The organism is Paenibacillus sp. J23TS9 (assembly GCF_018403225.1).
Taxonomy (GTDB): Bacteria; Bacillota; Bacilli; order Paenibacillales; family Paenibacillaceae; genus Paenibacillus_AQ.
The window spans coordinates 3107100-3130447 of sequence record NZ_BOSG01000001.1 but is presented as its reverse complement, the minus strand read 5'-3'; the positions used below and the strand labels follow the sequence as shown (position 1 = coordinate 3130447).

Sequence of the window (23348 nt, the reverse complement as noted above, 5' to 3'; positions counted from 1 at the left end):
GGGGTTAACCGAGAATTTACGAACGTTTCCCCAGGCTTCCGCATACACTTAGGAACACCTATCCTAGGGACAACATTTTATGCGGCCCCACTTTTTAATATAGCTCTTGGGGCGCGCATACGGGGGGAATAGCGAATGTCGTATGAAGCAGTGGTGGCCATGATGAACCACCGGGGAGTCAAGGTAGAAGATATTGCTGATATTGTATATCAGCTCCAGCTGGTGTATCATCCGCTTTTGACCATGCAGGACTGTACTGACAGCGTCAAAGCGGTTCTTGGCAAGCGGGAAGTGCAGTACACATTGTTTACGGGAATGGCGCTTGATGAGCTCGCAGAGCGCAGGCTTTTGCCGCAACCGCTGCAGGCGATCATGGAAGCGGATGAGCCTTTATATGGCGTGGACGAGACACTGGCACTTGGCATTACCAATGTTTATGGTATGATCGGATTAACGAGTTTTGGTTACCTCGATAAGGAAAAAACCGGAATTATCGCGGAGCTTAATGATAAAAAAAATGAAATACATGTTTTTCTGGATGATCTAGTGGCAGGACTTGCGGCGGCGGCTTCAGCCCGTATAGCGCACCGGTATAAGGGCGCGAAATCGTACCCGCTCGGCTCTGAGCTTTCCGGATCCTGAAACCCTTTTCCAACCCTTTTGACACCCCTTGATCTCTTGGGTTGTTTCAAAGCCCTTTGTTGCGGGAAAAAACAGAGTTATGTTATCATTGTTTCATTATACGGGCTCAGAACATGAGATTAGGGGGTTCTGAAAGGAATGTGGACGGTCATCTATATCGCGCCAACCGCGAAGGTAGCGGAAATGATCCAGGCCAAATTAACGGAAGAAGGATTTTTGGTGAAAAGCCGTCCGGTCAACTTATCCAAGCAGCAATTCGAAATTCTGGTGCCCTCAGGAGAGTTGGAGGAAGTCCAAGAAGTGCTGAATTCCATCTTGCATCCTTAATCTCCGGAAGAACGAGCGAGTGCGTTTATACGTGGTAGAGCGAAGATGCGGCTGAGTAAATTAACGGCTGGAGAGGTGTAGTTGTGTTTAAAGACTTGTTTCAGAAAAAAAGAAAGTACGCGACCATTCCTTCAGATCGTGCAGGAAGAGGCAGCGAGCCTGGTGAAAGCGAGAGACCTAAACGGGAAATTCCTGAAGGGCTCATGAATAAATGCGGCAAATGCGGTACCATTCAGTACAGCAAAGAGCTGGAGAAAAATCTGAAGGTCTGCCCGAACTGCGGATATCATATGCGTCTGAACGCTGTGGAACGTATTCATATGGTTCTGGATGAAGAAGGCTTTGAGGAATTTGACAGCGGTATGGTGTCTGTGGATCCGCTGCAGTTTCCGGGATACGGAACGAAGCTGGAACAGCAGAAAATGAAGTCGGGTCTGCGCGAGGCTGTAATTACCGGACAGGGAACGATTGATGGATTACCTGTGGTAGTAGCCGTGATGAGCTTTGATTTCTTTACAGGCAGTATGGGTTCGGTTGTAGGCGAAAAAATTACGCGCGCCATTGAAGTGGCAACAGAAAAGGACCTTCCGCTCATTATTTTCTCCACATCAGGAGGAGCACGTATGCAGGAAAGTATCCTCAGTCTGATGCAGATGGCGAAAACAAGCGCTGCCCTGTCACGGTTAAACGAAAAGGGCGGTCTATATATTTCTGTGATTACGGATCCTACGACTGGCGGTGTTTCTGCCAGTTTTGCCACGCTCGGTGATATTAATATTGCGGAGCCTGGAGCCGTATTCGGATTTGCCGGCAGAATTGTTATTGAACAAACCATCCGTCAGAAGCTGCCTGATGATTTTCAAACTGCAGAGTTTAACCTGGCCCACGGCCAGTTGGACCTGGTGGTCCATCGCAAGGAGCTGCGTCAAATGTTGTACAAGCTCCTCGATATGCACAGCGTGAAAGGGGGATATTAAGTGGCAGGAGAATTGCCTTTTGAAAAACCCCTTGTTGAAATGCGTCAAAAGATTAATGAGCTGAAGCAGTTCGGACAGGACAAGGGTATTGACTTCACTGATGAAATTTCCAGATTGGAAGAACGTTATGCCGAACTGGAAACCGAGATTTATTCCAATATTTCTCCCCACCAGAAAATGCATGTGGCGAGACATCAGCAGCGCCCTACCTCACTCGATCTGATTCAGTTGATCTTCAATGATTTTATTGAATTGCACGGTGACCGCCTGTTTGGTGATGATCTCGCCGTGATTGGCGGACTCGCTAAGCTGAATGGGATACCGGTTACGGTTATCGGTCAGCAGCGCGGTAAGGATACAAAGGATAATATTGCCCGTTTCTTCGGCAGTGCACATCCGGAAGGCTTCCGTAAAGCGCTGCGTTTGATGCAACAGGCGGACAAGTTTAAACGCCCGATTATTACTTTTGTCGATACAAAAGGAGCATATCCGGGTAATACAGCAGAAGAGAGGGGACAATCTGAAGCCATCGCCCGGAATTTACGGGAAATGTCGGCTCTTGGAGTTCCTGTTATTTGTGTGATCATCGGCGAAGGTGGAAGCGGCGGTGCTCTTGCGATGGCTGTAGGCAACCGTGTACTGATGCTGGAGCATGCCATTTATTCGGCCATTTCGCCAAACGGAGCGGCATCCATCCTCTGGAAGGATGCGTCCAAAGCGGATCAGGCAGCTGAAGCGATGAAGATTACCGCAAAGGATCTGCTTGGTTTTGAAGTCGTTGAAGAAATCATTCCGGAGCCGGTTGGCGGCGCTCACAGGGATTATGAATGGACTGCATCCTCGATCAAAGAGGTCCTGATCCGGCATCTGCAGGAGCTTTCCCTCATGGATAGCGCGGCTTTAAAAGAAGACAGATATCAGAAATTCCGCAAAATCGGAAAGTTCGCGTTTGAGCAATCTTCTGCTGTTGGAGTGATAGAATAAACCCTTATTGTCAAAGATGGATATGACAAAGTTCCTATACAAAATCTTTAATTTGTAGTAAATTTAATTTTTGGATAAAGATGTTTGGATAGAGAGATTTTAAGAAAAACGGAGGAAACCCTAATGCGTAAAACAAAAATCGTATGTACTATCGGACCTTCCAGTGAATCGTTGGAAAACACCAAAAAATTGATTCTTGCTGGCATGAATGTAGCCCGTCTGAACTTTTCACACGGCGATTTCGAGGAGCATGGCAACCGGATTAAAAATATCCGTCAGGCTGCCAAGGAGCTTAACAAAACAGTAGCTATTTTGCTGGATACCAAAGGACCTGAAATTCGTACGGGCAAGCTGGCTGTGGAACCGATTGAACTGGTTCAAGATGAATATATCACATTGACAACCGAAGAAATTTTGGGAGACAAGGACCGCATCTCCATCACTTATCTGGATCTTCCAAGTGATGTGGAAGTAGGCTCCACCATTCTGATCGATGACGGTTTGATTGGTTTGACGGTTGTAGGTGTTGAAGGCACTGAAATCAAATGTCGCATTGTCAATGGCGGTACAATCAAAAGCAAGAAAGGCGTTAACGTACCGGGTGTTGCGATTTCTCTGCCAGGTATTACGGAGAAAGACGCAAACGATATCGTGTTTGGTATCGAGCAGGGCATCGATTTTATCGCAGCTTCCTTCGTCCGCAAAGCAAGTGACGTTCTAGAAATTCGTCAACTGCTGGAGAAACATAACGCAGGACAAATTCAAATTATTTCTAAAATCGAAAACCAACAAGGCGTGGACAACCTGGATGAAATCCTGGAAGCATCGGACGGCCTTATGGTTGCCCGCGGTGACCTTGGCGTGGAAATTCCTGCTGAAGAAGTGCCGTTGGTGCAAAAACGCATGATCGAAAAATGTAATGTTGCAGGTAAACCGGTTATTACGGCTACCCAAATGCTTGATTCCATGCAGCGCAATCCGCGTCCAACACGCGCAGAAGCAAGTGACGTAGCGAACGCGATTTTCGACGGAACTGACGCAATCATGCTTTCCGGTGAAACAGCTGCAGGTAAATATCCGGTAGAATCCGTTCTGACAATGTCCCGCATCGCTGAAAAAGCGGAATCCGCGCTGAACTACCGTGAAATCTTCTTGAAGCAAAGAATTGCTCAGGAAACAACGGTAACCGAAGCAATCAGCCAATCCGTAGCGATCTCTGCATTGGATTTGAATGCGAAAGCGATCATTTCCTCTACGGAATCCGGTCATACTGCACGTATGGTATCCAAGTACCGTCCACAAGCTCCAATCATCGCTGTAACGACTCAGGAGCGCACGCTGCGCCGTCTTGCCCTGACTTGGGGTGTAACACCTATCCAAGGCAAAACAGCAAGCTCTACGGACGAAATGTTCGAGAACTCCCTGCAAGGCGGTCTGGAATCCGGACTCGTAAAACCGGGAGATCTGGTTGTGATCACAGCAGGCGTTCCGCTTGGACAATCCGGTTCGACGAACCTTGTAAAAGTCAGCCAGATTCCAAACGTCTAAGTGCGGATCTGATTTAACCGATAACGTTATAGATTCTTTGATTAAGAGGCTGTGCAGGGGAATTCCTGCACAGCCTTTTTTGGCATAGATCCAGGCTGCACAACCTTCCTTAGCATCCGCCTCTGAATGGATAAATGGAATCTAGCACAAAATACCTATATATGACTCATTCCCGGGTGCCTTAGCCTCAAATTCGAGAGTTGTGAAGCCCTATGTTATACTTAATACCAAGCTTTATATTTTCAATGAAGGGGACTTTGGCAAGCATGGAAAAAGACGTAGGGGGCAAGCTCAGCCGCTGGTATACGGCTTCTGTGCGGGTTCGTTATCAGGAAAGCGACCAGATGGGAGTGGTGTACCACGCCAATTACCTGAACTGGTTTGAGATTGGACGGACTGAAATGATTCGTGAGCTTGGCATTACATACCGCAGCATGGAAGAGCAAGGGGTTTTGCTTCCCGTCACAGATCTGGATATGAAGTTCATCCAACCAGCTCGTTATGACGATGAAATCACGATTTTTACGCGAATGACGACATTTTCAAAATTAAGAATCAAATACGCATATGAAATCAGAAGACTCTCGAGTGAGGAGAGAGAACATCTGCATGAGGCGCAGAACTCAGCATGCCCGGAGCTGCCCGGAGTGCTGCTTGTGTCAGGCTCGACAAGCCACGTGTGGGTGAACCGAGAATGGCAGCCGGTAAGGCTGGATAAAGGCGCTCCAGGGCTTTACAGCGCATTGGAGCAATCACTGACCGGGGGAGGAGATCGGTAGTGTGGAAATGGCTGCTTATCGTAATTATTATTGTTCCCACCGCTGAAATTTACGGCTTTAATCTGGTTGCAAGCAGGATCGGCGGAGGGAATACGTTTCTGCTTACCCTTGTTACATCCGTGATGGGTATGCTCATCATGCGTTTTGAAGGTCGCAAGGTGCTGGAGGATTCGCGGGCTCGCATGAATTCCGGACAGATCCCCGGAAGAAGCCTTGTGGATGGGCTTTGTGTTTTTATTGGTGGTATTTTACTGATCATTCCCGGTTTCCTAACCGACATTATTGGCTTTACGATGGCCTTTCCCCTCACCCGTCCGTTCTATCGTATCCTGATACTGAAATGGCTGGAGCGCAAGATCAAAAAGGGGAATATCACGATTCACCGCCGTTAAGTGAAGGATTCTGCCGGGTGATAAAAAAATCTTTATGTGTCTGATAAAACAATTTGATGCTTTTATAGGGGGCACTTATGTTCACATATCCGACAAAATCCTTTATGATAATAGTGATTCCATTACTTGGCGTGTGAATGCTAAGGTAGAATGGCGGACGGCCGTCTTTTTTCTTTTGAATAAAATGTAAATGTTTTCACGGCTCGTTTATCCTGTTTAAAAATCCGTTTTACAAAGGAGAGATATACGATGACAGCTACTAAAGGCCTTGAGGGAATTGTTGCCGCAGCTTCTTCCATCAGTTCCATCGTGGACGGCGTGCTCACATACCGCGGTTATGATATCGATGATCTTGCACTCCATGCAAGTTTTGAAGAAGTAGCCTATCTGCTGTGGTTCGGAAAGCTGCCTAATGAAGCAGAACTAAAACAGCTCCATAAGGATTTGAGTAACGAAGCTTCAATTCCGAATCAAGTGATCGAGCAAATGAAATCATACCCTAAAGATACAAATACCATGGCTGCCCTCCGTTCTGCGGTATCGGCTCTTGCCCTCTATGACGAGGAAGCCGACGATATGAGCCGTGAAGCGAACGAGCGCAAGGCGATCCGCCTTCAGGCTAAGCTGCCTACCGTAATCGCTGCTCTGTCGCGCATTCGTGAAGGCAAAGAACCGGTAGCACCGCAGGCGGGATTGTCCATTGCCGAGAATTTCCTGTATATGCTGAGAGGCGAAAAGCCGGAAGAAGTTTCCGTAAAAGCATTGGATCAGGCGCTTGTTCTTCATGCGGATCATGAACTGAACGCCTCCACCTTTGCAGCCCGCGTAACTGTGGCTACGCTTTCAGATATTTACTCCGGAGTGACTTCAGCAATCGGCGCTTTGAAAGGACCTCTGCATGGCGGAGCCAACGAAGCGGTCATGAAAATGCTGAATGAAATCGAAAGCTTGGAAAACGTCGAGCCTTATATCCAGCAAAAATTGGATAACCGTGACAAGATCATGGGCTTCGGACACCGTGTATACAAAAACGGCGATCCGCGCGCGAAGCATTTGCAAAAAATGTCCCGCGAGCTCGGCGAAATGAAGGGCGACACGAAGCTGTATGAAATGTCCGTCAAGATTGATGATCTGGTTACTAACCAAAAGGGTTTGAAGCCGAATGTGGATTTCTACTCCGCTTCTGTGTATACTCAGCTAGGGTTTAATCATGAGATCTTTACCCCGATTTTTGCGATCAGCCGTGTATCCGGATGGACCGCACATATTCTGGAGCAGTACGAAAACAACCGCATTATCCGTCCGCGTGCCGAATATGTAGGCCTTACCGATCAGAAGTATGTACCGGTTGAACAACGCTCTTAATGGACAATACAGAATTAGGGGAACTGGAACATCTCATGCATGCGATGCTCCGGCGCCCCTATGTGACTGTTTGTCTAAGGTAATCAAAAAAATATTTTAATTACAAGGAGGACGTACTAATGAAACTCGAGAAATTCGCACTTCCTACCGAAGGTGAAAAAATTGAAATAACAAACGGCAAGCTTGAGGTGCCAAACAACCCGATCATTCCTTTTATCGAAGGTGACGGTACTGGCCGCGACATCTGGAAAGCTTCCAAACGTGTGTTGGATGCTGCAGTAGAAAAAGCTTACGGCGGCTCCAAAAAAATCGCTTGGTACGAAGTATTTGCCGGTGAGAAAGCATTCAATACATACGGAGAATGGCTGCCTAACGATACGCTTGAAGCCATCCGTGAGTATATCGTAGCAATTAAAGGACCTTTGACTACGCCAATCGGCGGCGGTATCCGTTCCCTGAACGTGGCACTTCGCCAAGAGCTGGATTTGTATGTATGTCTGCGTCCTGTACGTTACTTCGATGGTGTTCCTTCTCCGGTTAAACATCCTGAGCTGGTGGACATGGTTATTTTCCGTGAAAATACCGAGGATATCTACGCAGGTATTGAGTACCAAGAAGGCTCCGAGGCTGTGAAGAAGGTTATTGAATTCCTTCAAAATGAAATGGGCGTTAACAAAATCCGCTTCCCTGAAACTTCTGGTATCGGCATCAAGCCTGTATCTTCCGAAGGCTCTAAGCGGCTGGTACGCGCAGCTATCGAATATGCCATTGAGCATGGCCGTAAGAGCGTAACACTGGTACACAAAGGCAATATCATGAAATTCACTGAAGGAGCCTTCAAAAACTGGGGCTACGAAGTGGCTGAGCAGGAATTCGGCGATAAAGTATTCACATGGGCACAATATGATGCGATTAAAGAAAAAGACGGAACAGATGCAGCTAATGCAGCTCAAAGCGCCGCTGAAGCTGAAGGAAAAATCATCGTGAAGGACGCGATTGCGGACATCGCTCTTCAGCAAGTATTGACTCGTCCTACCGACTTTGACGTTATTGCTACACTGAACCTGAATGGTGACTATCTGTCCGACGCACTGGCTGCACAAATCGGCGGTATCGGTATTGCTCCAGGGGCCAACATTAACTATGTAACAGGACATGCTATTTTTGAAGCTACGCATGGTACAGCTCCTAAATATGCAGACAAAGACGTCGTTAACCCTGGTTCCGTTGTCCTGTCCGGCGTTATGCTGCTTGAGCATCTGGGATGGCAGGAAGCGGCTGACCTGATCTACAAAGGCATGGAAACTTCCATTAACAATAAAACCGTTACTTATGACTTTGCCCGCCTGATGGACGGCGCAACGCAAGTAAAATGCTCCGAGTTTGCAGACCAAGTAATCAAAAACATGTAGGGGTGAGACTTGGACATGGCTTTGACTCGTAAAAAAATCACTGTGGTAGGCGCCGGTTTTACCGGTGCTACTACGGCTTTGATGCTGGCGCAAAAAGAACTTGGCAATGTGGTACTGCTGGATATTCCTCAGCTTGAGAACCCAACAAAGGGCAAGGCGCTCGACATGCTGGAAGCAAGTCCGGTACAAGGCTTCGATAGCCAAATTACCGGTACTTCCAATTATGATGACGCTGCTGATTCTGACATCGTGATCATCACAGCTGGCGTAGCCCGTAAACCAGGCATGAGCCGTGATGACCTCGTGAACACGAACGCAGGCATCATGAAAGCCGTCTGTGAAAATGTAAAAAGAGTCGCTCCGGAATCCATCGTTATCATTCTGAGCAACCCAGTAGACGCTATGACTTATGTAGCAAACAAAACACTGGGTTTCCCTAAAAACCGCGTAATTGGCCAATCCGGCGTACTGGATACCGCCCGTTATTGCACATTCATCGCTCAAGAGCTGAACGTATCCGTGGAAGATGTCCGCGGCTTCGTGCTTGGTGGACATGGCGACGATATGGTTCCTCTCGTTCGTTATTCGAACGTTGGCGGCATTCCGATCGATACGCTCATCCCTGCTGACCGCATTCAGGAAATCGTTCAACGTACCCGCGTAGGCGGCGGCGAAATCGTTAACCTGCTTGGCAACGGCAGTGCATACTTTGCACCGGCGGCATCGCTCGTACAAATGGCTGAAGCGATCATCAAAGACAAAAAGCGGATCATTCCCGTTATCGCTCTTCTTGAAGGCGAATATGGCTACAATGATCTGTTCCTGGGTGTTCCTTCAATTCTCGGCGGCAATGGCATCGAGAAAATTTTCGAGCTGGAGCTTACAGCTGAGGAAAAAGCGGCTCTGGATAAGTCCGCTGATTCCGTACGCAATGTTATTTCCGTTGTAAACGTGTAAGAAGCGTTAAGCCGGATCATAGTTTTACAGGGAAAACCTCTAAGTTTGTTCATATTTAGAGGTTTTCTTTTCTTTTAATTGGTGTAAAATGATAATACATGTAATCTAAATCATAGTAATTGTGGAGGGATTCTGCTCATGGCAATGGTAATGTTATTTATACATATTCTGGGCGCTGCAGCTCTGGGATTTTATCTGATTTTGCCTTTCGTTGTTGGAAAAGTAACCAAGTTGTCTTTGCCAGCACAAGAAGGTAGTGCGGCAGCGATTCGCAGCCTTAACACTTATGCGCAAATTGCTCTGGTCATTCAACTGCTTACTGGTGGATATTTGATGAGCAAAGGCGACTATTCGGTACCTTGGATGATCGTTATCGTTATTTTGTTTCTGGCTATTGGAGCCATCAGCGGTATCATGGGGAAACCGCTTCGTCTTGCAATGGACGGAGTTAAAAATAAACGTGATATCTCGGTAGAGACAGGCAAAATCCGTACACTGAGCGCTTTGCTTGCGATCTGCGTCCTCGTGATGCTGTTCTTCATGGTTTACAGAGACATCATCTAATATCTCACAGGATGGATTCATATGAAAAAGCGCCTTTCCCTTACAAAGGGAGAGGCGTTTTTTTGTTTGACATTCAGCTGAATGTGGTAAGTAAAAAACGTCAGAAGAATAAAGGAATTAATTTATGCCATCCTAATATGGGAATGTAACCCTGCGCAACGCTATAGGAATCGGAAAAATAAGAAAGCATGGAAGGAGAATGAAGGATGTCAGGAAATTCACAGAGTAAACAAACACTGCCCCCGCAGCATCAGAATCAACAGCCAGGTATCGAGTCGGAGATGAATCCGCTCCCGAAATATGAGCCGAGTGACTATATGGCCGCAGGTAAGCTTAAAGGTAAGAAAGTAATTATCACAGGTGGTGACAGCGGCATCGGGCGCGCCGTTGCGGTGGCTTTTGCCAAGGAAGGGGCCGACCTTTCGATCATTTACTTAAATGAACATGAGGATGCGAAGGAAACGAAGCATCAAGTGGAACAGGAAGGACGCAAATGTCTGCTGTTTGCCGGTGATATCGGCGATGAGGAGTTTTGCAAAAATGCCGTCAATCAGACAGTGAAAGAGCTCGGCGGACTGGATATCCTGATCAATAATGCAGCAGAGCAGCATCCGCAGCAAAAAATTGAGGACATCACGAAGGAGCAGCTGGAGCGCACGTTCCGGACCAATATCTTCGGGATGTTCAATATGACGAAGATGGCTATGCCGCATCTCAAGAGCGGAAGCTCTATCGTCAATACGGCCTCGATTACAGCTTATAAAGGCAACCCGACGCTGATTGACTACTCATCTACCAAAGGAGCTATCGTCAGCTTTACACGTTCCTTGTCCATGAGCGTTGTGGAAAAAGGCATACGCGTAAATGCGGTCGCCCCAGGTCCGATTTGGACACCGCTCATACCATCGACGTTTGATGCCAAAAAAGTAAGCGAATTTGGTTCAACCCAGCCGATGAAGCGTCCGGGACAACCGGAAGAGCTGGCTCCTGCCTATGTTTACCTGGCCTCCAATGATTCTTCGTATGTGAGCGGCCAGGTCATCCATGTGAATGGCGGGGAAATTGTTAACGGTTGAGTTGTTGGAGTATCCCCTATAGAAAAAAGGTTGAGCAGATTACCTGCTCAACCTTTTTAGTCTGAATCCGAAGCAAGCTGGGACAACTCATCCAAAGACATCTCAAAGCTCGGAGCCATATGTGTCAGAAAATAATCTGCTTCAGGGAGCTGCATCTGTTTCACCTTGGCCAGGGTTTGCTCTTTGGCTACAGCAAATTCCCGATTGCCTGAAGCGACTTCAAAGGCGCATTTCAAATATGCATCAAGGCAGTCCGCAGCCTTGACGTAGCGAAGCAGCTCCATCTGCTCTTCATCCTCGGACTCGGGACGAAGGAGATTGGCATATATCGACTGCAGTTCAGGCGGCGCCATCGCAGCCAGTCGCTTGGCAGCAATGTTCTCCATCTCGCGAAAATTTGCCAGCAGGCTCGGGTTATTATGCTTGACAGGTGTGGCAATGTCACCGGTGAATACCTCAGCAGCATCATGATACAAAGCAATCGTTGCAGCATGATCTGCATTCAGTTTCCGGTCATAATAAGTATTGCCGATCAGGCAGAGCATATGGGTTAAGAGCGCCACATGGAAGGAATGCTCTGCTACATTTTCGGTTGTCGTACTGCGCATTAGGCTCCAGCGCCTGATGTATTGCAGTCGGTACATATAAGCGGCTAACGGGAAGTTCAATGAAATTCTCTCCTTTTTAATATGGCAGGATTTATCCAGCCTTAACATTTCGCTATTATTATACTCTTATGCCGGATTGACGGGCTACTGCAAGCGAATGGTTGTTCTAAGCAGCAATCTGGCGAGAAAATAAACTTTTCATCCTTACAGTTTCAAGATAGGATAAAAGAAGAAAAATGAAAAGAAAACTCATGAAAAGGAAGACGGCAATAATGAGACCCTTTCGTATAAGACTCACCCTGATTTTAATGATTATGATCGGGATTTCCATGGTGGGCGCAGGCATTACGATGGCCCAGGTGTTTAAAAAATCCCATATTTCCGCGCTGGAAGATAATATGATCCGGGAGATCAAGCTGCTGAGCCATACCTTTGATTTTCGTTCGGAAGTTGGAGAAAGTGCGGTGACTTATTATACCCGACAATCCAGAGAGCTGTCCGCACTTACCGACTCACGGGTTACTTTTATATCGAAAGATGGAACTGTAATTGGGGATTCGGAAAGCGATCCGCTTCATATGGATAACCATAGTTCACGTGAAGAGATCGTTAATGCGGCTAAAAGCGGTTCAGGACATGCAATCCGCTACAGCTCGACGCTTCAGGAGGACATGCTGTACGTTGCGGTGCCAGTCGTTTCAGCAGGGAAATACGACGGTTTTATCCGGTTATCTGTGAGTCTTGCATCCGTTGATGAGGGCGTACGCAAGGGATGGACGCTGATGGCTGGTGGATTGGCTGTTTTGTTCATCGCGGCGGCTCTTGTCAGTTACCGTGTAGCGGCTGGGCTCACCTCCCCGCTTGAGAAGATTACAAGAGTGGCAGGCAGAATATCTCGTCTGGACTATGATGCCAGAGTCAACATGCACCGAAAGGATGAAATTGGAGAGCTGGCCAAGGCTATTAACGGCATGGCCGACAGCCTGCAGAATCAGCTGCAAACGATTCGGGATAATGAGGATTTGCTGCAGAGCGTCATGGATAATATGACCAGCGGGATTCTTCTGTTAGATGCGGAGTGTCACATTGCTTTAATCAATCCGGCTGCAGAAGGAATGCTGAATGTCCGAAGCGGCCAACTGAATGGACGTTCCATCAACGAGCTTAAGCAATACTACGAGCTGACCCGGCTGATAAAGGACGGCATTACGGAGCGGAAAATTATCCATGAGGAACGGAGCGTCTTTCGGCCGGAGGAAACCATTCTTCACCTGGATGGAGTGCCTATGTTTGGGGAGGAACAGTCGTTTAAAGGAATGCTGTTTCTCTTACAGGATGTCACTGCAATCCGCAGGCTTGAGAATATGCGCAGCGAATTTGTGGCAAATGTATCCCATGAGCTGAAAACGCCGGTGGCAGCTGTCAAGGGATTCTCCGAGACGCTGCTCGGGGGCGGTGTGAAGGATGAAGAAACGGCCAGATCCTTCCTGCAAATCATTTACGACGAAAGTGAGCGGCTGAACCGTTTAATCAGTGATATTCTGGATTTGTCCAAAATTGAATCCAAACGCTCACCGATGGATTATGCGCCTGTTCATTTAGCTTCTTTTTGCGGGTCTATCATCGATGCGATGGCTACAGTCGCCGAGAAAAAACGGATTACGCTTCATGCCGATATTCCGGAAGAGCTCTTTGTGGAGGCGGATGAGGATAAACTGCGCCAGATTCTTATTAATCTGTTATCCAACGCAGTAAGCTATACACAAGATGGCGGGAAAGTAGATCTAACCATCCATGATCTCCAGGACACCGAGGGATCCGAAAAGGTTGTTATCAAAGTATCGGACACAGGGATCGGCATACCGAAAAAAGACCAGCCGCGTATTTTTGAACGGTTCTACAGGGTCGATAAAGGGAGGTCGCGAAGCTCAGGCGGCACCGGTCTCGGACTTTCGATAGTTAAGCATCTGGTTGAGCAGCATTGTGGAGAAATATCCGTGGATAGTGAACTTGGCATCGGAACCACATTTACGGTTGAATTGCCGATGCTGCAGGAATAAGATAAACAAGGGCTGTTAAACTTGCGATTACAAATGGATAACTTTTAAAAAAAGGTGCCTTACTGCCTGCTCATCTTTACACAGGGTTAACATTTGGGTGTTACGATGGGCTTGTCAGTATCCGAAACCATTGTTTTTTGTAGAACGGGGGTATTTATTAAATGACACAGCGTTTGCTGGTTATTGAAGATGAACCGACCCTGGCCAGATTGCTATCCTATAATCTGACGCAGGAAGGTTATGAAGTCACCATTGAGGATCACGGAACATCCGGATTTGAGCGAGCTGTACAGGAGCCATTTGACTTGATCATACTGGATTTGATGCTGCCGGGAATGAATGGATTTGATATTCTGGGTAAGCTGAGAGCGAAAGCCATCGCGACTCCGGTCATCATTTTGACTGCAAAAAATGCGGAAGAAGAAGTCGTACAAGGTCTTAAGCTGGGTGCGGACGACTACATCACCAAGCCTTTTGGCGTATCTGAGCTGCTCGCCCGTGTAGGCACGGTACTGCGGCGCGTCTCGGGAGCGAAGGAAGAAGAGGTTCCTGAAACCTCGGATTCTGCAATTAGGCTTGGACAGCTGGAAATCTATCCGGAAAAGTACGAGGTCATGCTAGGCAGCACCAGCATCAGTTTAAGACCGAAGGAATTCGAAGTACTGCTTTACCTTGCGCGCAAGCCGGGAGTGGTATTGACCAGAGATGATCTGATGAATGCAGTTTGGGGTTTTGATTATATCGGAGGCCAGCGGACGGTGGATGTTCATGTCAGCTCGCTCCGTAAAAAGCTCGAGCTTGATCCGGAATCCGTGCATATTGATTCCATACGCGGTGTGGGATATAAACTGGTTATTAATAAAAAAAGAAGCTCTCATCCTCAGGAATCATGATGAGAGCTTCTTTTTTTTACAATCCATTTACCACAGCCGAATCTTCCCTTAATAATTCAGGGTTATGATGCGGCTAAAGAGGAGTTCTGAGGGGGAGTCAATCTTGAGCATTCTGCAAGCTGAGAACAGAACCAACATCACTGAACAAAAGCAATCAACCGTAATGAGCTTGATCACAGACCCCATACGGAAGGAAACAGCAGTGCCAGCTGCACACGCGCCGTCAGAGAGGGGATTATCTGCCGCGGGGAGCTGCCGAGCCGTGCCTGCATTAACTCCGCAAGTCACCTGCAGGGAAGCACTAAGTATACTGAAAGAGCAGCCTCATATTCCATGCCTGGTCGTTTGTGGTGAAGATATGCATCCGGAAGGATTGTTGATGAAAGATGCATTTTACCGGAGACTGACGGGCCGCTTTGCCGCGGATCTATATTTTGACCGCTCTGTGAAGAAATTCGCTGAAGAGGATATTCTGATTGTGGAGATCGGTGAAGATCCGGCATATATGATTCAGCGCGCACTGGAAAGACCTGAAGCCCGGTTTTATGATTGCGTGATTGTGACGGAGAAGGGCCGGTTCGCCGGTGTCCTAACTGTTCAGGATTTATTAATGATGTCGGGACTGCTGCAGACCGAGGCCGAGGAGCAGCGCAAACACACCATTTCGGAGAATTACTTCCATGTGAGCGGCATGGAGCAATCGCTGGGGAAAGTTGCGGAAGCGGCTAGCCTTACGCTTGAGGAGTGCCTCCGTATGAAGGAATGGACGGCGGAGGGAAGGATGAAGCTGGATGAAGCAGGTGAATCCTATGCGGAAGCCGTTATACATATGAACCGGAATCAAAAGCAGGTAGCTGAGCTGATCGAGGATGCAGGTAAGATATCCTCTCTTACCCAGGGTATCGCTGAGCTTGCGGATCGAAGCGGCCTGCTTGCCATCAATGCCTCCATTGAGGCTGCTCATGCAGGTAGCCAGGGCAGAGGGTTTCAGATTGTTGCGGCCGAAGTGAGATCACTCGCAGCGCAGACCCGGCAGCTGGCTGCGGATATTTCAGGACTGTTGGAGCGCATCAGCCAATCGGCTACGGAGACCGGATCATTAACGGCTTCGGGAGTCCGGCAGATCCAGACAGGAGCAGCGCAGCTGACCGAAGGAAGCCGCATGTTTGGCGAGCTCGAGCAAGCCGTCGGGCATGTGGAAAAGACCGGACGATCGGTACATCAAATGGCCAGAGATACCGCCAAACAAGCTCTTGGTGTAAAGGTGGAACTGGAGCGCACGCTAACATAAAGGAAGTAAAAGGAATAGGAGAAGCTCACATTTTACACAGAGTTTACAATTGTGGCACACAGCTTTTACATAGAGGTTATACAATCAATAGAGTCACAGGTCCAGCACTATTGACGAGAGAACATAGGGATGTCCCATTGAACGATAAGGAGACCTGATTAGGAAATGGAAAAAATCATCGAAATCGAAGACCTAAACTTATACTATGAACAGTTCCATGCCTTGAAAAATATAAATCTGGATATTCCGGAAAAGACGATTACGGCCTTTATCGGCCCATCTGGCTGCGGAAAATCTACACTACTGCGTACGTTGAACCGAATGAATGATATGATTACCGGCACTCGGATCGAAGGATCCGTCAAAATTGGCGGCTCAGGTATCTACGGTAAGGATGTATACGTGGAGGAGCTTCGCAAGCGTGTCGGCATGGTGTTCCAGCAGCCAAACCCGTTTCCGAAATCCATCTATGACAATATTGCCTATGGTCCGCGTCTTCACGGAGTCCGCAATAAAAAAACGCTGGATGAGATTGTCGAAGAGAGCTTGCGTCAAGCCGCGCTGTGGGAAGAAGTCAAAGACTATCAGAAGCGTTCTGCGCTTAGCTTGTCCGGGGGACAGCAGCAGCGCCTCTGCATTGCACGAGCACTTGCGGTAGAACCGGATATTCTCCTGATGGATGAAGCCACTTCAGCACTCGATCCAATATCTACGTTGAAGATCGAGGAGCTGGTACAGGAGCTGAAGGAGAAATACACGATCGTCATGGTTACGCATAACATGCATCAGGCTGCCCGTGTTTCCGGCCGCACGGTTTTCTTCCTTAATGGGGAGGTTGTCGAAGCGGATGAGACCAACGCTCTGTTCAGTAATCCGCGTGACTCCAGAACAGAGGATTATATCTCCGGTCGTTTCGGCTGATAGATGGAGAAACAATACATTTTATAGGGGGAAACATCAGCCATGATTCGGAGAAAAGAATTGGATCAGGATCTGGAGCAGCTTCGCTCGCTGCTTGTTCAAATGGGAGAGCATGTGGTTGGGGCGCTTGATGGAGCGGTCATAAGCCTGAAAACACAGGATTGTGTCAAAGCGCAGGAAATCGTGCAGGCAGATGCTCAGCTTAATCTTATGGAAGAGGAAATTATGGACATCGGTTCGCGGCTCATAGTTACCCAGCAGCCCGTTGCCAAGGATCTTCGCAGAATACTCGTTGCATTTAAAATATCCAGTGATCTGGAACGTATGGGCGATCTAGCACTGGATGTGGCCAAAGTGACATTGCGTTTGCAAGGGGAGAAGCTGATTAAACCGCTGATTGATATCCCGCAAATGGCCAACATCGTTAAAGTCATGATCGAAGAGGCAATTACTTCTTATTTGGACGAAAATACGGATCTTGCTTATAAAATGGCCCAGGACGATGATCAGGTGGATCATCTGTACAGCCAGATTTTAACGGAATTATACGGTCATATGAGAGCCAATCCCGATTCGATGCCGCAAGCACTGCTCCTTACGCTGGTTGGACGATATATTGAACGGATCGCTGATCATGCGACCAATATCGGGGAAAGCGCCGTGTACCTGGTTACGGGGAAACGCCCCGACTTAAACCGCTAAATCCGGCATTTGAATACTTGAAGTATCATGAAGACATCGGAATCGTTCTTTCCGGTGTTTTTGTGTTGTAGGGAACTGTATTGAAAAAGAAGATGCGCTGCCTGATTTTTTTCTAGAATGAAGTGTCATGTGTTAAGATATTAAAAGGTATAACATCGATTGAAAGTTTTCATGAATGAAGGAAGTTTAAAAAGGGAAGGTGCTGTATGAGCAAACTGATTCTTATTGATGGAAACAGTATCATTTACCGGGCGTTTTTTGCGATGCCCCCATTAACGAACACCAAGGGACTGCACACGAATGCCGTGTACGGGTTTACAAATATGCTTTTGCGACTTATTGAGGATCATAAACCTACACATATGATGGTTGCTTTTGACGCCGGGAAAATTACATTCCGCCATGAAGGCTATCAGGAATACAAGGGCGGCCGTGAAAAGACTCCGCCGGAGCTGTCCGAGCAGTTTCCGCTGCTGAAAGAGCTGCTGCAGGGCTTTGGCATTTCACAGTTTGAGCTGAGCGGATACGAAGCGGATGATATTATCGGTACGGTATCAAAAATCGCGGAGGAAGCAGGGCATGAGATTCTCGTTGTAACCGGGGACAAGGATATGCTGCAGCTGGCTTCGGATCATGTTCAGGTTGGACTTACGCGTAAAGGCGTTACGGAGATTGAGACCTATGCACCGGAGCAGATCGAGGAAAGATACGGCCTGACACCGCTCCAGATCATAGACCTAAAAGGGCTTATGGGCGATGCATCCGACAACATCCCGGGTATTCCGGGAGTTGGTGAGAAGACTGCGCTTAAGCTGCTTCATCAGTTTGGTTCGGTCGAAGAGGTGCTGGCTAATACCGGTGAACTCAAAGGTAAAATGAAAGAAAAAATTGAAACCCATGCGGACGACGCCGTGATGAGTAAAAAACTGGCGACAATCTACCGGGAAGTTCCGCTGGACAAGTCCTTTGACGATATGAATTTTGATGGCTTGAAGGAGGATACAGCAGGTCCTGCCCTCGCGAAGCTGGAGTTTAAATCTCTTCTGGAACGCTTGTCCTTCAAGGCAGACGGGCGCAGCAGCGATCAGCCGGCACAGGAGCAGGCTCCTGCGAAGGAGATTAAGGTTCAAGTCATGGACATCGATCATATCCGTGTATTGGTTGATGCGCTGGATACGATAGAAGTCATGCATGTGGAAACGAATGGGGAGAATCCGCATCGCGCCGAGGTGATCGGTACGATCTTTTCCTCTCCGGAGGAGCACTACTATGTTCCGTTCGAGCTGCTGAAGGCTGAAGCGGCAGAACCGCTGCGGAAGTGGCTCGGAGATCAGGATATTCCAAAGCGCGGTTATGACCTGCACCGGACGGATCTGGCGCTGCATTGGCAGGGCATTGCGTTTGCGGGTGCATCGTTTGATGTTCAACTGGCAGCTTATTTACTGGATCCGACGGATTCCAATCAGAATATTCACGCTCTTGCTCATAAGCATGGACTGCAATCGCTGGCTGCTGATGAGGATGTCTTTGGCAAGGGTGCAAAGTACAAGGTGCCTGAAGCGGATGTGCTAAGCAAGCATTTGGCTGCCAAATGTGCTGCAATTCTGGATCTGATCCCACTGCAGGAAAGAGAGCTGGAAGGCAATGAAATGGCTTCGCTCTTTCATGACTTAGAGATGCCATTGTCACGTATCCTGGCGGATATGGAAAAGCAAGGGATATCCGTAAATAAGGATGACTTGACGGATCTGGGCAAGGAATTTGAATCCCAAATCAAAACCTTGGTCGAAGAGATTTATGAGATTGCCGGAACGGAGTTTAATCTAAACTCCCCCAAACAGCTGGGAGAGATCCTGTTCGTAAAGCTGGGTCTGCCTGTCGTCAAAAAGACGAAGACCGGCTATTCCACAGATGCCGAAGTACTGGAAAAACTTGCTCCCTATCATGATATTGTGCGCCTGATTCTGCAGTACCGGACGATTGCTAAGCTTCAATCAACATACGTCGAAGGTCTGCTGAAGGAGATTTCTTCGGAAACAGGCAAAGTGCATACGTACTATCGCCAGACGATTGCTGCCACCGGACGCCTGAGCAGTCAATTCCCTAACCTGCAGAATATTCCGATCCGTCTTGAGGAAGGCCGCAAAATCCGGAAAGTATTCGTGCCGTCCGAGCCGGACTGGTATATTCTCGCAGCCGACTATTCGCAGATCGAGCTGCGCGTACTTGCACATATTTCTGATGATACGGGTCTTAAGGAAGCATTCTTGCATGATATGGATATCCATACGAAGACGGCTATGGATGTGTTTGGTGTTCAAGCCGAGGAAGTGGATTCGAACATGCGTCGTTCGGCCAAGGCCGTCAATTTCGGTATCGTCTATGGGATCAGTGATTACGGATTGTCACAGAACCTGAACATTACGCGGAAGGAAGCCGCACGCTTTATCGATCAGTACTTTGATGCGTTCGGCGGGGTGCGCCGCTATATGGACGACATCGTAAAAGACGCGAAGCGGGACGGCTATGTGACAACGCTGCTGGAACGAAGACGTTATTTACCAGAAATTAATGCCAGCAATTTTAATCTCCGCTCCTTCGCTGAACGTACCGCGATGAATACACCGATTCAGGGCACCGCAGCGGATATTATTAAGCTCGCTATGGTTCATATGGATGCTGCACTCGCAGAGCAGAAGCTGAAGAGCCGCATGCTGCTTCAGGTGCATGACGAACTTGTATTCGAGGTACCGGAGGATGAGCTGGAGCTGATGAAAAAGCTTGTGCCTGAGACGATGGAAAAGGCGCTTGCCTTGTCTGTGCCGCTGAAAGCGGATGTCAGCTATGGAATGAATTGGTACGAAGCGAAATAATGCCCCATAGAGTACTAACTTCCGTTATAATGGGGATGAGGTGAAGTCATCATGCCGGAATTACCGGAAGTCGAGACAGTCAAAAGAACATTAAACCAATTGGTTAAAGGTAAAGTCATTGACCATGTTACCGTAAATTTGGCGCGGATTATTCAGCGCCCTGACGATATAGATCAGTTTGCTTTTATGCTTGCAGGACATACCATTCAAAGCGTGAAGCGCCGTGGTAAATTTTTGCGTATTCTGCTGGATGATTTGGTCCTGGTTTCACATCTGCGGATGGAAGGACGTTATGGTTTATACGAAAGCTCCGAACCAGTGGAGAAGCATACGCATGTTATTTTCCATTTCAACGACGGGACCGAGTTAAGGTACAAGGATGTGCGCCAATTCGGTACGATGCATCTGTTCAATCCTGGGGAGGAATTCACCGTTCCTCCGTTGTCAAAACTGGGAATTGAGCCGCTGGATGCCGAGTTTACCGTCGAGAAGTTCAAAGCAATCTTGGCGGGCAAGACAACGAAAATCAAAGCTGTATTGTTAAACCAGGCATATGTGGTCGGCATCGGGAATATTTATGTGGATGAGTCTCTTTTCAGAGCCGGCATTCATCCCGAGCAGTTGGCGAACACGCTTACGGACGAGCAGTATCATAAATTGCATCAGGCTGTGGTAGAGACCCTGGCGGAATCGGTTGAAGTCGGAGGTTCTTCCATTAAGTCCTATGTCAATGGACAAGGTGAGATGGGGAGGTTCCAGCATCAGCTCAAGATTTATGGACGTCAAAACCAACCTTGTCAGACCTGCGGAACGATCATCGAGAAATCCGTTGTCGGCGGCCGGGGAACTCATTACTGTCCGGTATGCCAGTCGATTAAGTAATTGAACTACATCTTAAAAGTAAATTAAAGCATGGGCGTGCACCCCTTGTTTGTCCCTCCCATATACTAAGATTGAATTGAACTTCAGGGAATCGGAACGTCAAGGGCCTCTCTTTCCAAACAGGCCCGGACTGGACCGTTTCATCAAGGGGAGGGAAACCAGGGGTGCTCAGTCATGTCTTTTCACTGCTCCTGCTTGCATTTGCTTTAAGCTTAGACAGTTTTGGTGTCGGGATTACATATGGACTCAGGCAGATGAAGATCTCACCATTGTCCGTAGTGATCATTTCATTATGTTCCGGTGTCATCATTTATATATCGATGCAGGTGGGCGTGCTTTTGGCCAGGGTGGTGTCACCTGATGCCGCATCCATCGTCGGAGCTGTCATATTGATTATTATGGGTTCCTGGTCTTTGATTCAGCTTCTGATTCAGAAAGAAAAGAGCCGTGAGGATAAAGATGCCGTAACGATCAAGGCTGCAGAGATTCCAGCAGTCTTAGTGAAGGAGACTGAGCAAACCGTATTTTCACTGGAAATACGTAAGCTTGGACTTGTGATCCGCATTCTGCGGACGCCGTCATCAGCCGATATTGACAAGTCTGGAAGTATTTCGGGTTTTGAAGCGATGTGGCTCGGGATCGCCCTCTCATTGGATGCATTTGGAGCGGGCCTCGGTGCTGCACTACTCGGATTCTCACCTATCTGGACGGCCCTTGTCATCGCGCTGTTCAGCGGTACCTTTTTAGTGATCGGCATGAAGACCGGCTTCCGGTTTGCATCCAGATCATGGATGCGGCATTTTACGGCTCTTCCGGCGTTATTATTAATAGCTATGGGAATAATAAAGCTGTTATGAGGTGAGTTTAGCACATGAATATCGGGTTAACCGGAGGTATAGCGACTGGAAAAAGCACCGTATCCGCTCTCTTGATAAACAAGGGAGCCCTGCTTGTTGATGCTGATGTAATCGCCCGGGAGGTTATGCTCCCGGGTCATCCCGTTTTGGCGGCCGTTGCCGATCATTTTGGACAAGCTATGATTCTTGCGGATGGTACTTTGGACAGAAAAAAACTGGGAGACATTGTTTTCCATGATCCTTCCCAGCGTCAAGCTTTAAATGATATTACGCATCCGGCAATCCGCAGTGAAATCCGTAAGCAGATGGAGTCTCTGGAACGGGAGCACCCAAACCGGCTTGTGGTTGTGGATATTCCCTTATTGTTTGAATCGGGACTTGAGCACATGTTTGAACGAGTCATGGTGGTATATGCCCCGCGGGTCATTCAATTGGAGCGCTTAATGCAGCGCAATCAATTGAACAGAGATGAGGCGTCAGCACGGATCGGGTCGCAGATGGATATTGAAGAAAAGAAGATGAAGGCAGACATTGTGATTGATAACAGCGGAGATGCTGAACTAACGGAGCGTCAAATTGATGATTTCTGGATTCAGTCAGGATACGCATGAAGTATTTACAATTTTTGCGGAAAAAGAGAGTCCTTCTCGTCCTGTTTCTCGGTTTTGTCGTTGTCCTCTTCTTCAGCACCAACTGGATGTCCTGGTTTTATCCCATTTATTATAAGGAAAATATCAGAGAGCAATCCGAGCGTTATAATGTAGATCCTTTTTTGATTGCATCCATCATCCGGGTGGAGTCCAATTACAAGCTGGGTAAAGAATCGAAAAAGGGAGCGCTAGGTCTTATGCAGCTTATGCCGGATACGGCCCAATGGGCTATGGAACAGGCTAGGATTCCGGAAGTTACGATGGATCACATCAAGCATAAGCCAGAATCCAGCATCGAAATCGGGACCTGGTACCTGAATAACCTAACTAACCAGTTCAAAGGAAACCGGATTGCGGTTATTGCGGCTTATAATGCGGGGCCTGGTAAAGTAGACGGATGGCTTAAAAAGGGAGTCTGGGATGGGACTCTGGAATCCGTGAAGAACATTCCGATCGGGGAGACGAGGCACTACATACAACGGGTAGTTTATTATTATAATCAATATACACGTATTTACAGCGATTTCTGAGTAGACAAGCAAAGAAGTATTGAAGCGGCTTTTGGGCCGCCTCAATACTTCCTTGAAT

At 47.8% G+C, this 23348-nt stretch carries 23 protein-coding genes; 22 read left to right on the top strand and 1 reads right to left on the bottom strand.

Annotated elements, in window-relative coordinates:
• The first annotated feature begins 135 nt into the window (after positions 1 to 135).
• The 12 genes from KJS65_RS14665 (at position 136) to KJS65_RS14610 (ending at position 11023) form a co-directional block, all read left to right on the top strand.
• Positions 136 to 642, top strand: coding sequence for a phosphatidylglycerophosphatase A family protein (locus KJS65_RS14665; protein WP_136604167.1), 507 nt, complete (start codon positions 136 to 138; stop codon positions 640 to 642).
• 138 nt (positions 643 to 780) lie between these two features.
• Positions 781 to 969 carry a hypothetical protein gene (locus tag KJS65_RS14660; RefSeq protein WP_036707848.1) on the top strand — a complete coding sequence of 63 codons (189 nt, stop codon included), beginning with the start codon at positions 781 to 783 and terminating at the stop codon, positions 967 to 969.
• 83 nt (positions 970 to 1052) lie between these two features.
• Positions 1053 to 1946 (top strand): acetyl-CoA carboxylase, carboxyltransferase subunit beta, encoded by an 894-nt coding sequence (gene accD / locus KJS65_RS14655; protein ID WP_213650435.1) that lies wholly within the window; start codon positions 1053 to 1055, stop codon positions 1944 to 1946.
• Positions 1947 to 2930, top strand: coding sequence for an acetyl-CoA carboxylase carboxyltransferase subunit alpha (locus KJS65_RS14650; protein ID WP_213650434.1), 984 nt, complete (start codon positions 1947 to 1949; stop codon positions 2928 to 2930).
• 123 nt (positions 2931 to 3053) lie between these two features.
• Complete coding sequence (gene pyk, locus KJS65_RS14645; RefSeq protein ID WP_136604170.1) at positions 3054 to 4478, top strand: pyruvate kinase; 1425 nt, start codon at positions 3054 to 3056, stop codon at positions 4476 to 4478.
• A gap of 266 nt (positions 4479 to 4744) precedes the next feature.
• Positions 4745 to 5257, top strand: coding sequence for an acyl-CoA thioesterase (locus tag KJS65_RS14640; RefSeq protein WP_213650433.1), 513 nt, complete (start codon positions 4745 to 4747; stop codon positions 5255 to 5257).
• Positions 5257 to 5649 carry an FxsA family protein gene (locus tag KJS65_RS14635; protein ID WP_213650432.1) on the top strand — a complete coding sequence of 131 codons (393 nt, stop codon included), beginning with the start codon at positions 5257 to 5259 and terminating at the stop codon, positions 5647 to 5649. The genes KJS65_RS14640 and KJS65_RS14635 overlap by 1 nt, the downstream gene beginning before the upstream one ends.
• A gap of 249 nt (positions 5650 to 5898) precedes the next feature.
• Positions 5899 to 7014, top strand: coding sequence for a citrate synthase (gene citZ, locus KJS65_RS14630; protein ID WP_213650431.1), 1116 nt, complete (start codon positions 5899 to 5901; stop codon positions 7012 to 7014).
• Between the two features lie 119 nt (positions 7015 to 7133).
• Positions 7134 to 8426, top strand: coding sequence for an NADP-dependent isocitrate dehydrogenase (gene icd / locus KJS65_RS14625; RefSeq protein ID WP_213650430.1), 1293 nt, complete (start codon positions 7134 to 7136; stop codon positions 8424 to 8426).
• A gap of 15 nt (positions 8427 to 8441) precedes the next feature.
• Complete coding sequence (gene mdh / locus KJS65_RS14620) at positions 8442 to 9383, top strand: malate dehydrogenase (RefSeq protein ID WP_213650429.1); 942 nt, start codon at positions 8442 to 8444, stop codon at positions 9381 to 9383.
• A gap of 138 nt (positions 9384 to 9521) precedes the next feature.
• Entirely contained in the window at positions 9522 to 9947 is a 426-nt protein-coding gene (locus tag KJS65_RS14615) for a hypothetical protein (RefSeq protein WP_213650428.1), read from the top strand.
• Between the two features lie 206 nt (positions 9948 to 10153).
• On the top strand, positions 10154 to 11023 hold the full coding sequence (locus tag KJS65_RS14610; RefSeq protein WP_213650427.1) for an SDR family oxidoreductase: 870 nt from the start codon (positions 10154 to 10156) through the stop codon (positions 11021 to 11023).
• A 56-nt stretch (positions 11024 to 11079) separates the two neighbouring features.
• On the opposite strand, the gene yfbR is transcribed toward KJS65_RS14610, so the two are convergent.
• Positions 11080 to 11691, bottom strand: coding sequence for a 5'-deoxynucleotidase (gene yfbR, locus KJS65_RS14605; protein ID WP_244864525.1), 612 nt, complete (start codon positions 11689 to 11691; stop codon positions 11080 to 11082).
• A gap of 212 nt (positions 11692 to 11903) precedes the next feature.
• Here yfbR and pnpS point away from each other — a divergent pair, with 212 nt between their 5' ends.
• From pnpS to KJS65_RS14555, 10 genes are all read left to right on the top strand, one after another.
• The gene (pnpS, locus tag KJS65_RS14600; protein WP_213650425.1) at positions 11904 to 13691 is read left to right on the top strand and encodes a two-component system histidine kinase PnpS; all 1788 of its coding nucleotides are present in this window, start codon (positions 11904 to 11906) and stop codon (positions 13689 to 13691) included.
• 161 nt (positions 13692 to 13852) lie between these two features.
• A complete protein-coding gene (locus KJS65_RS14595) occupies positions 13853 to 14584 on the top strand; it encodes a response regulator transcription factor (protein WP_213650424.1) in 732 nt (243 codons plus the stop codon).
• A gap of 103 nt (positions 14585 to 14687) precedes the next feature.
• The gene (locus tag KJS65_RS14590) at positions 14688 to 15875 is read left to right on the top strand and encodes a methyl-accepting chemotaxis protein (RefSeq protein WP_213650423.1); all 1188 of its coding nucleotides are present in this window, start codon (positions 14688 to 14690) and stop codon (positions 15873 to 15875) included.
• A gap of 165 nt (positions 15876 to 16040) precedes the next feature.
• Positions 16041 to 16796, top strand: a complete 756-nt coding sequence (gene pstB / locus KJS65_RS14585; protein ID WP_213650422.1) for a phosphate ABC transporter ATP-binding protein PstB — start codon at positions 16041 to 16043, stop codon at positions 16794 to 16796.
• A 42-nt stretch (positions 16797 to 16838) separates the two neighbouring features.
• Positions 16839 to 17498, top strand: coding sequence for a phosphate signaling complex protein PhoU (phoU, locus tag KJS65_RS14580; protein ID WP_213650421.1), 660 nt, complete (start codon positions 16839 to 16841; stop codon positions 17496 to 17498).
• 206 nt (positions 17499 to 17704) lie between these two features.
• Positions 17705 to 20371, top strand: a complete 2667-nt coding sequence (gene polA / locus KJS65_RS14575; protein WP_213650420.1) for a DNA polymerase I — start codon at positions 17705 to 17707, stop codon at positions 20369 to 20371.
• A gap of 51 nt (positions 20372 to 20422) precedes the next feature.
• Positions 20423 to 21253, top strand: coding sequence for a DNA-formamidopyrimidine glycosylase (gene mutM / locus KJS65_RS14570; protein ID WP_213650419.1), 831 nt, complete (start codon positions 20423 to 20425; stop codon positions 21251 to 21253).
• A gap of 164 nt (positions 21254 to 21417) precedes the next feature.
• On the top strand, positions 21418 to 22110 hold the full coding sequence (gene ytaF / locus KJS65_RS14565) for a sporulation membrane protein YtaF (RefSeq protein ID WP_213650418.1): 693 nt from the start codon (positions 21418 to 21420) through the stop codon (positions 22108 to 22110).
• 14 nt (positions 22111 to 22124) lie between these two features.
• Positions 22125 to 22721 carry a dephospho-CoA kinase gene (gene coaE, locus KJS65_RS14560; protein ID WP_213650417.1) on the top strand — a complete coding sequence of 199 codons (597 nt, stop codon included), beginning with the start codon at positions 22125 to 22127 and terminating at the stop codon, positions 22719 to 22721.
• Positions 22718 to 23290 (top strand): lytic transglycosylase domain-containing protein, encoded by a 573-nt coding sequence (locus tag KJS65_RS14555; protein ID WP_136604187.1) that lies wholly within the window; start codon positions 22718 to 22720, stop codon positions 23288 to 23290. The genes coaE and KJS65_RS14555 overlap by 4 nt, the downstream gene beginning before the upstream one ends.
• Positions 23291 to 23348 lie beyond the last annotated feature (58 nt).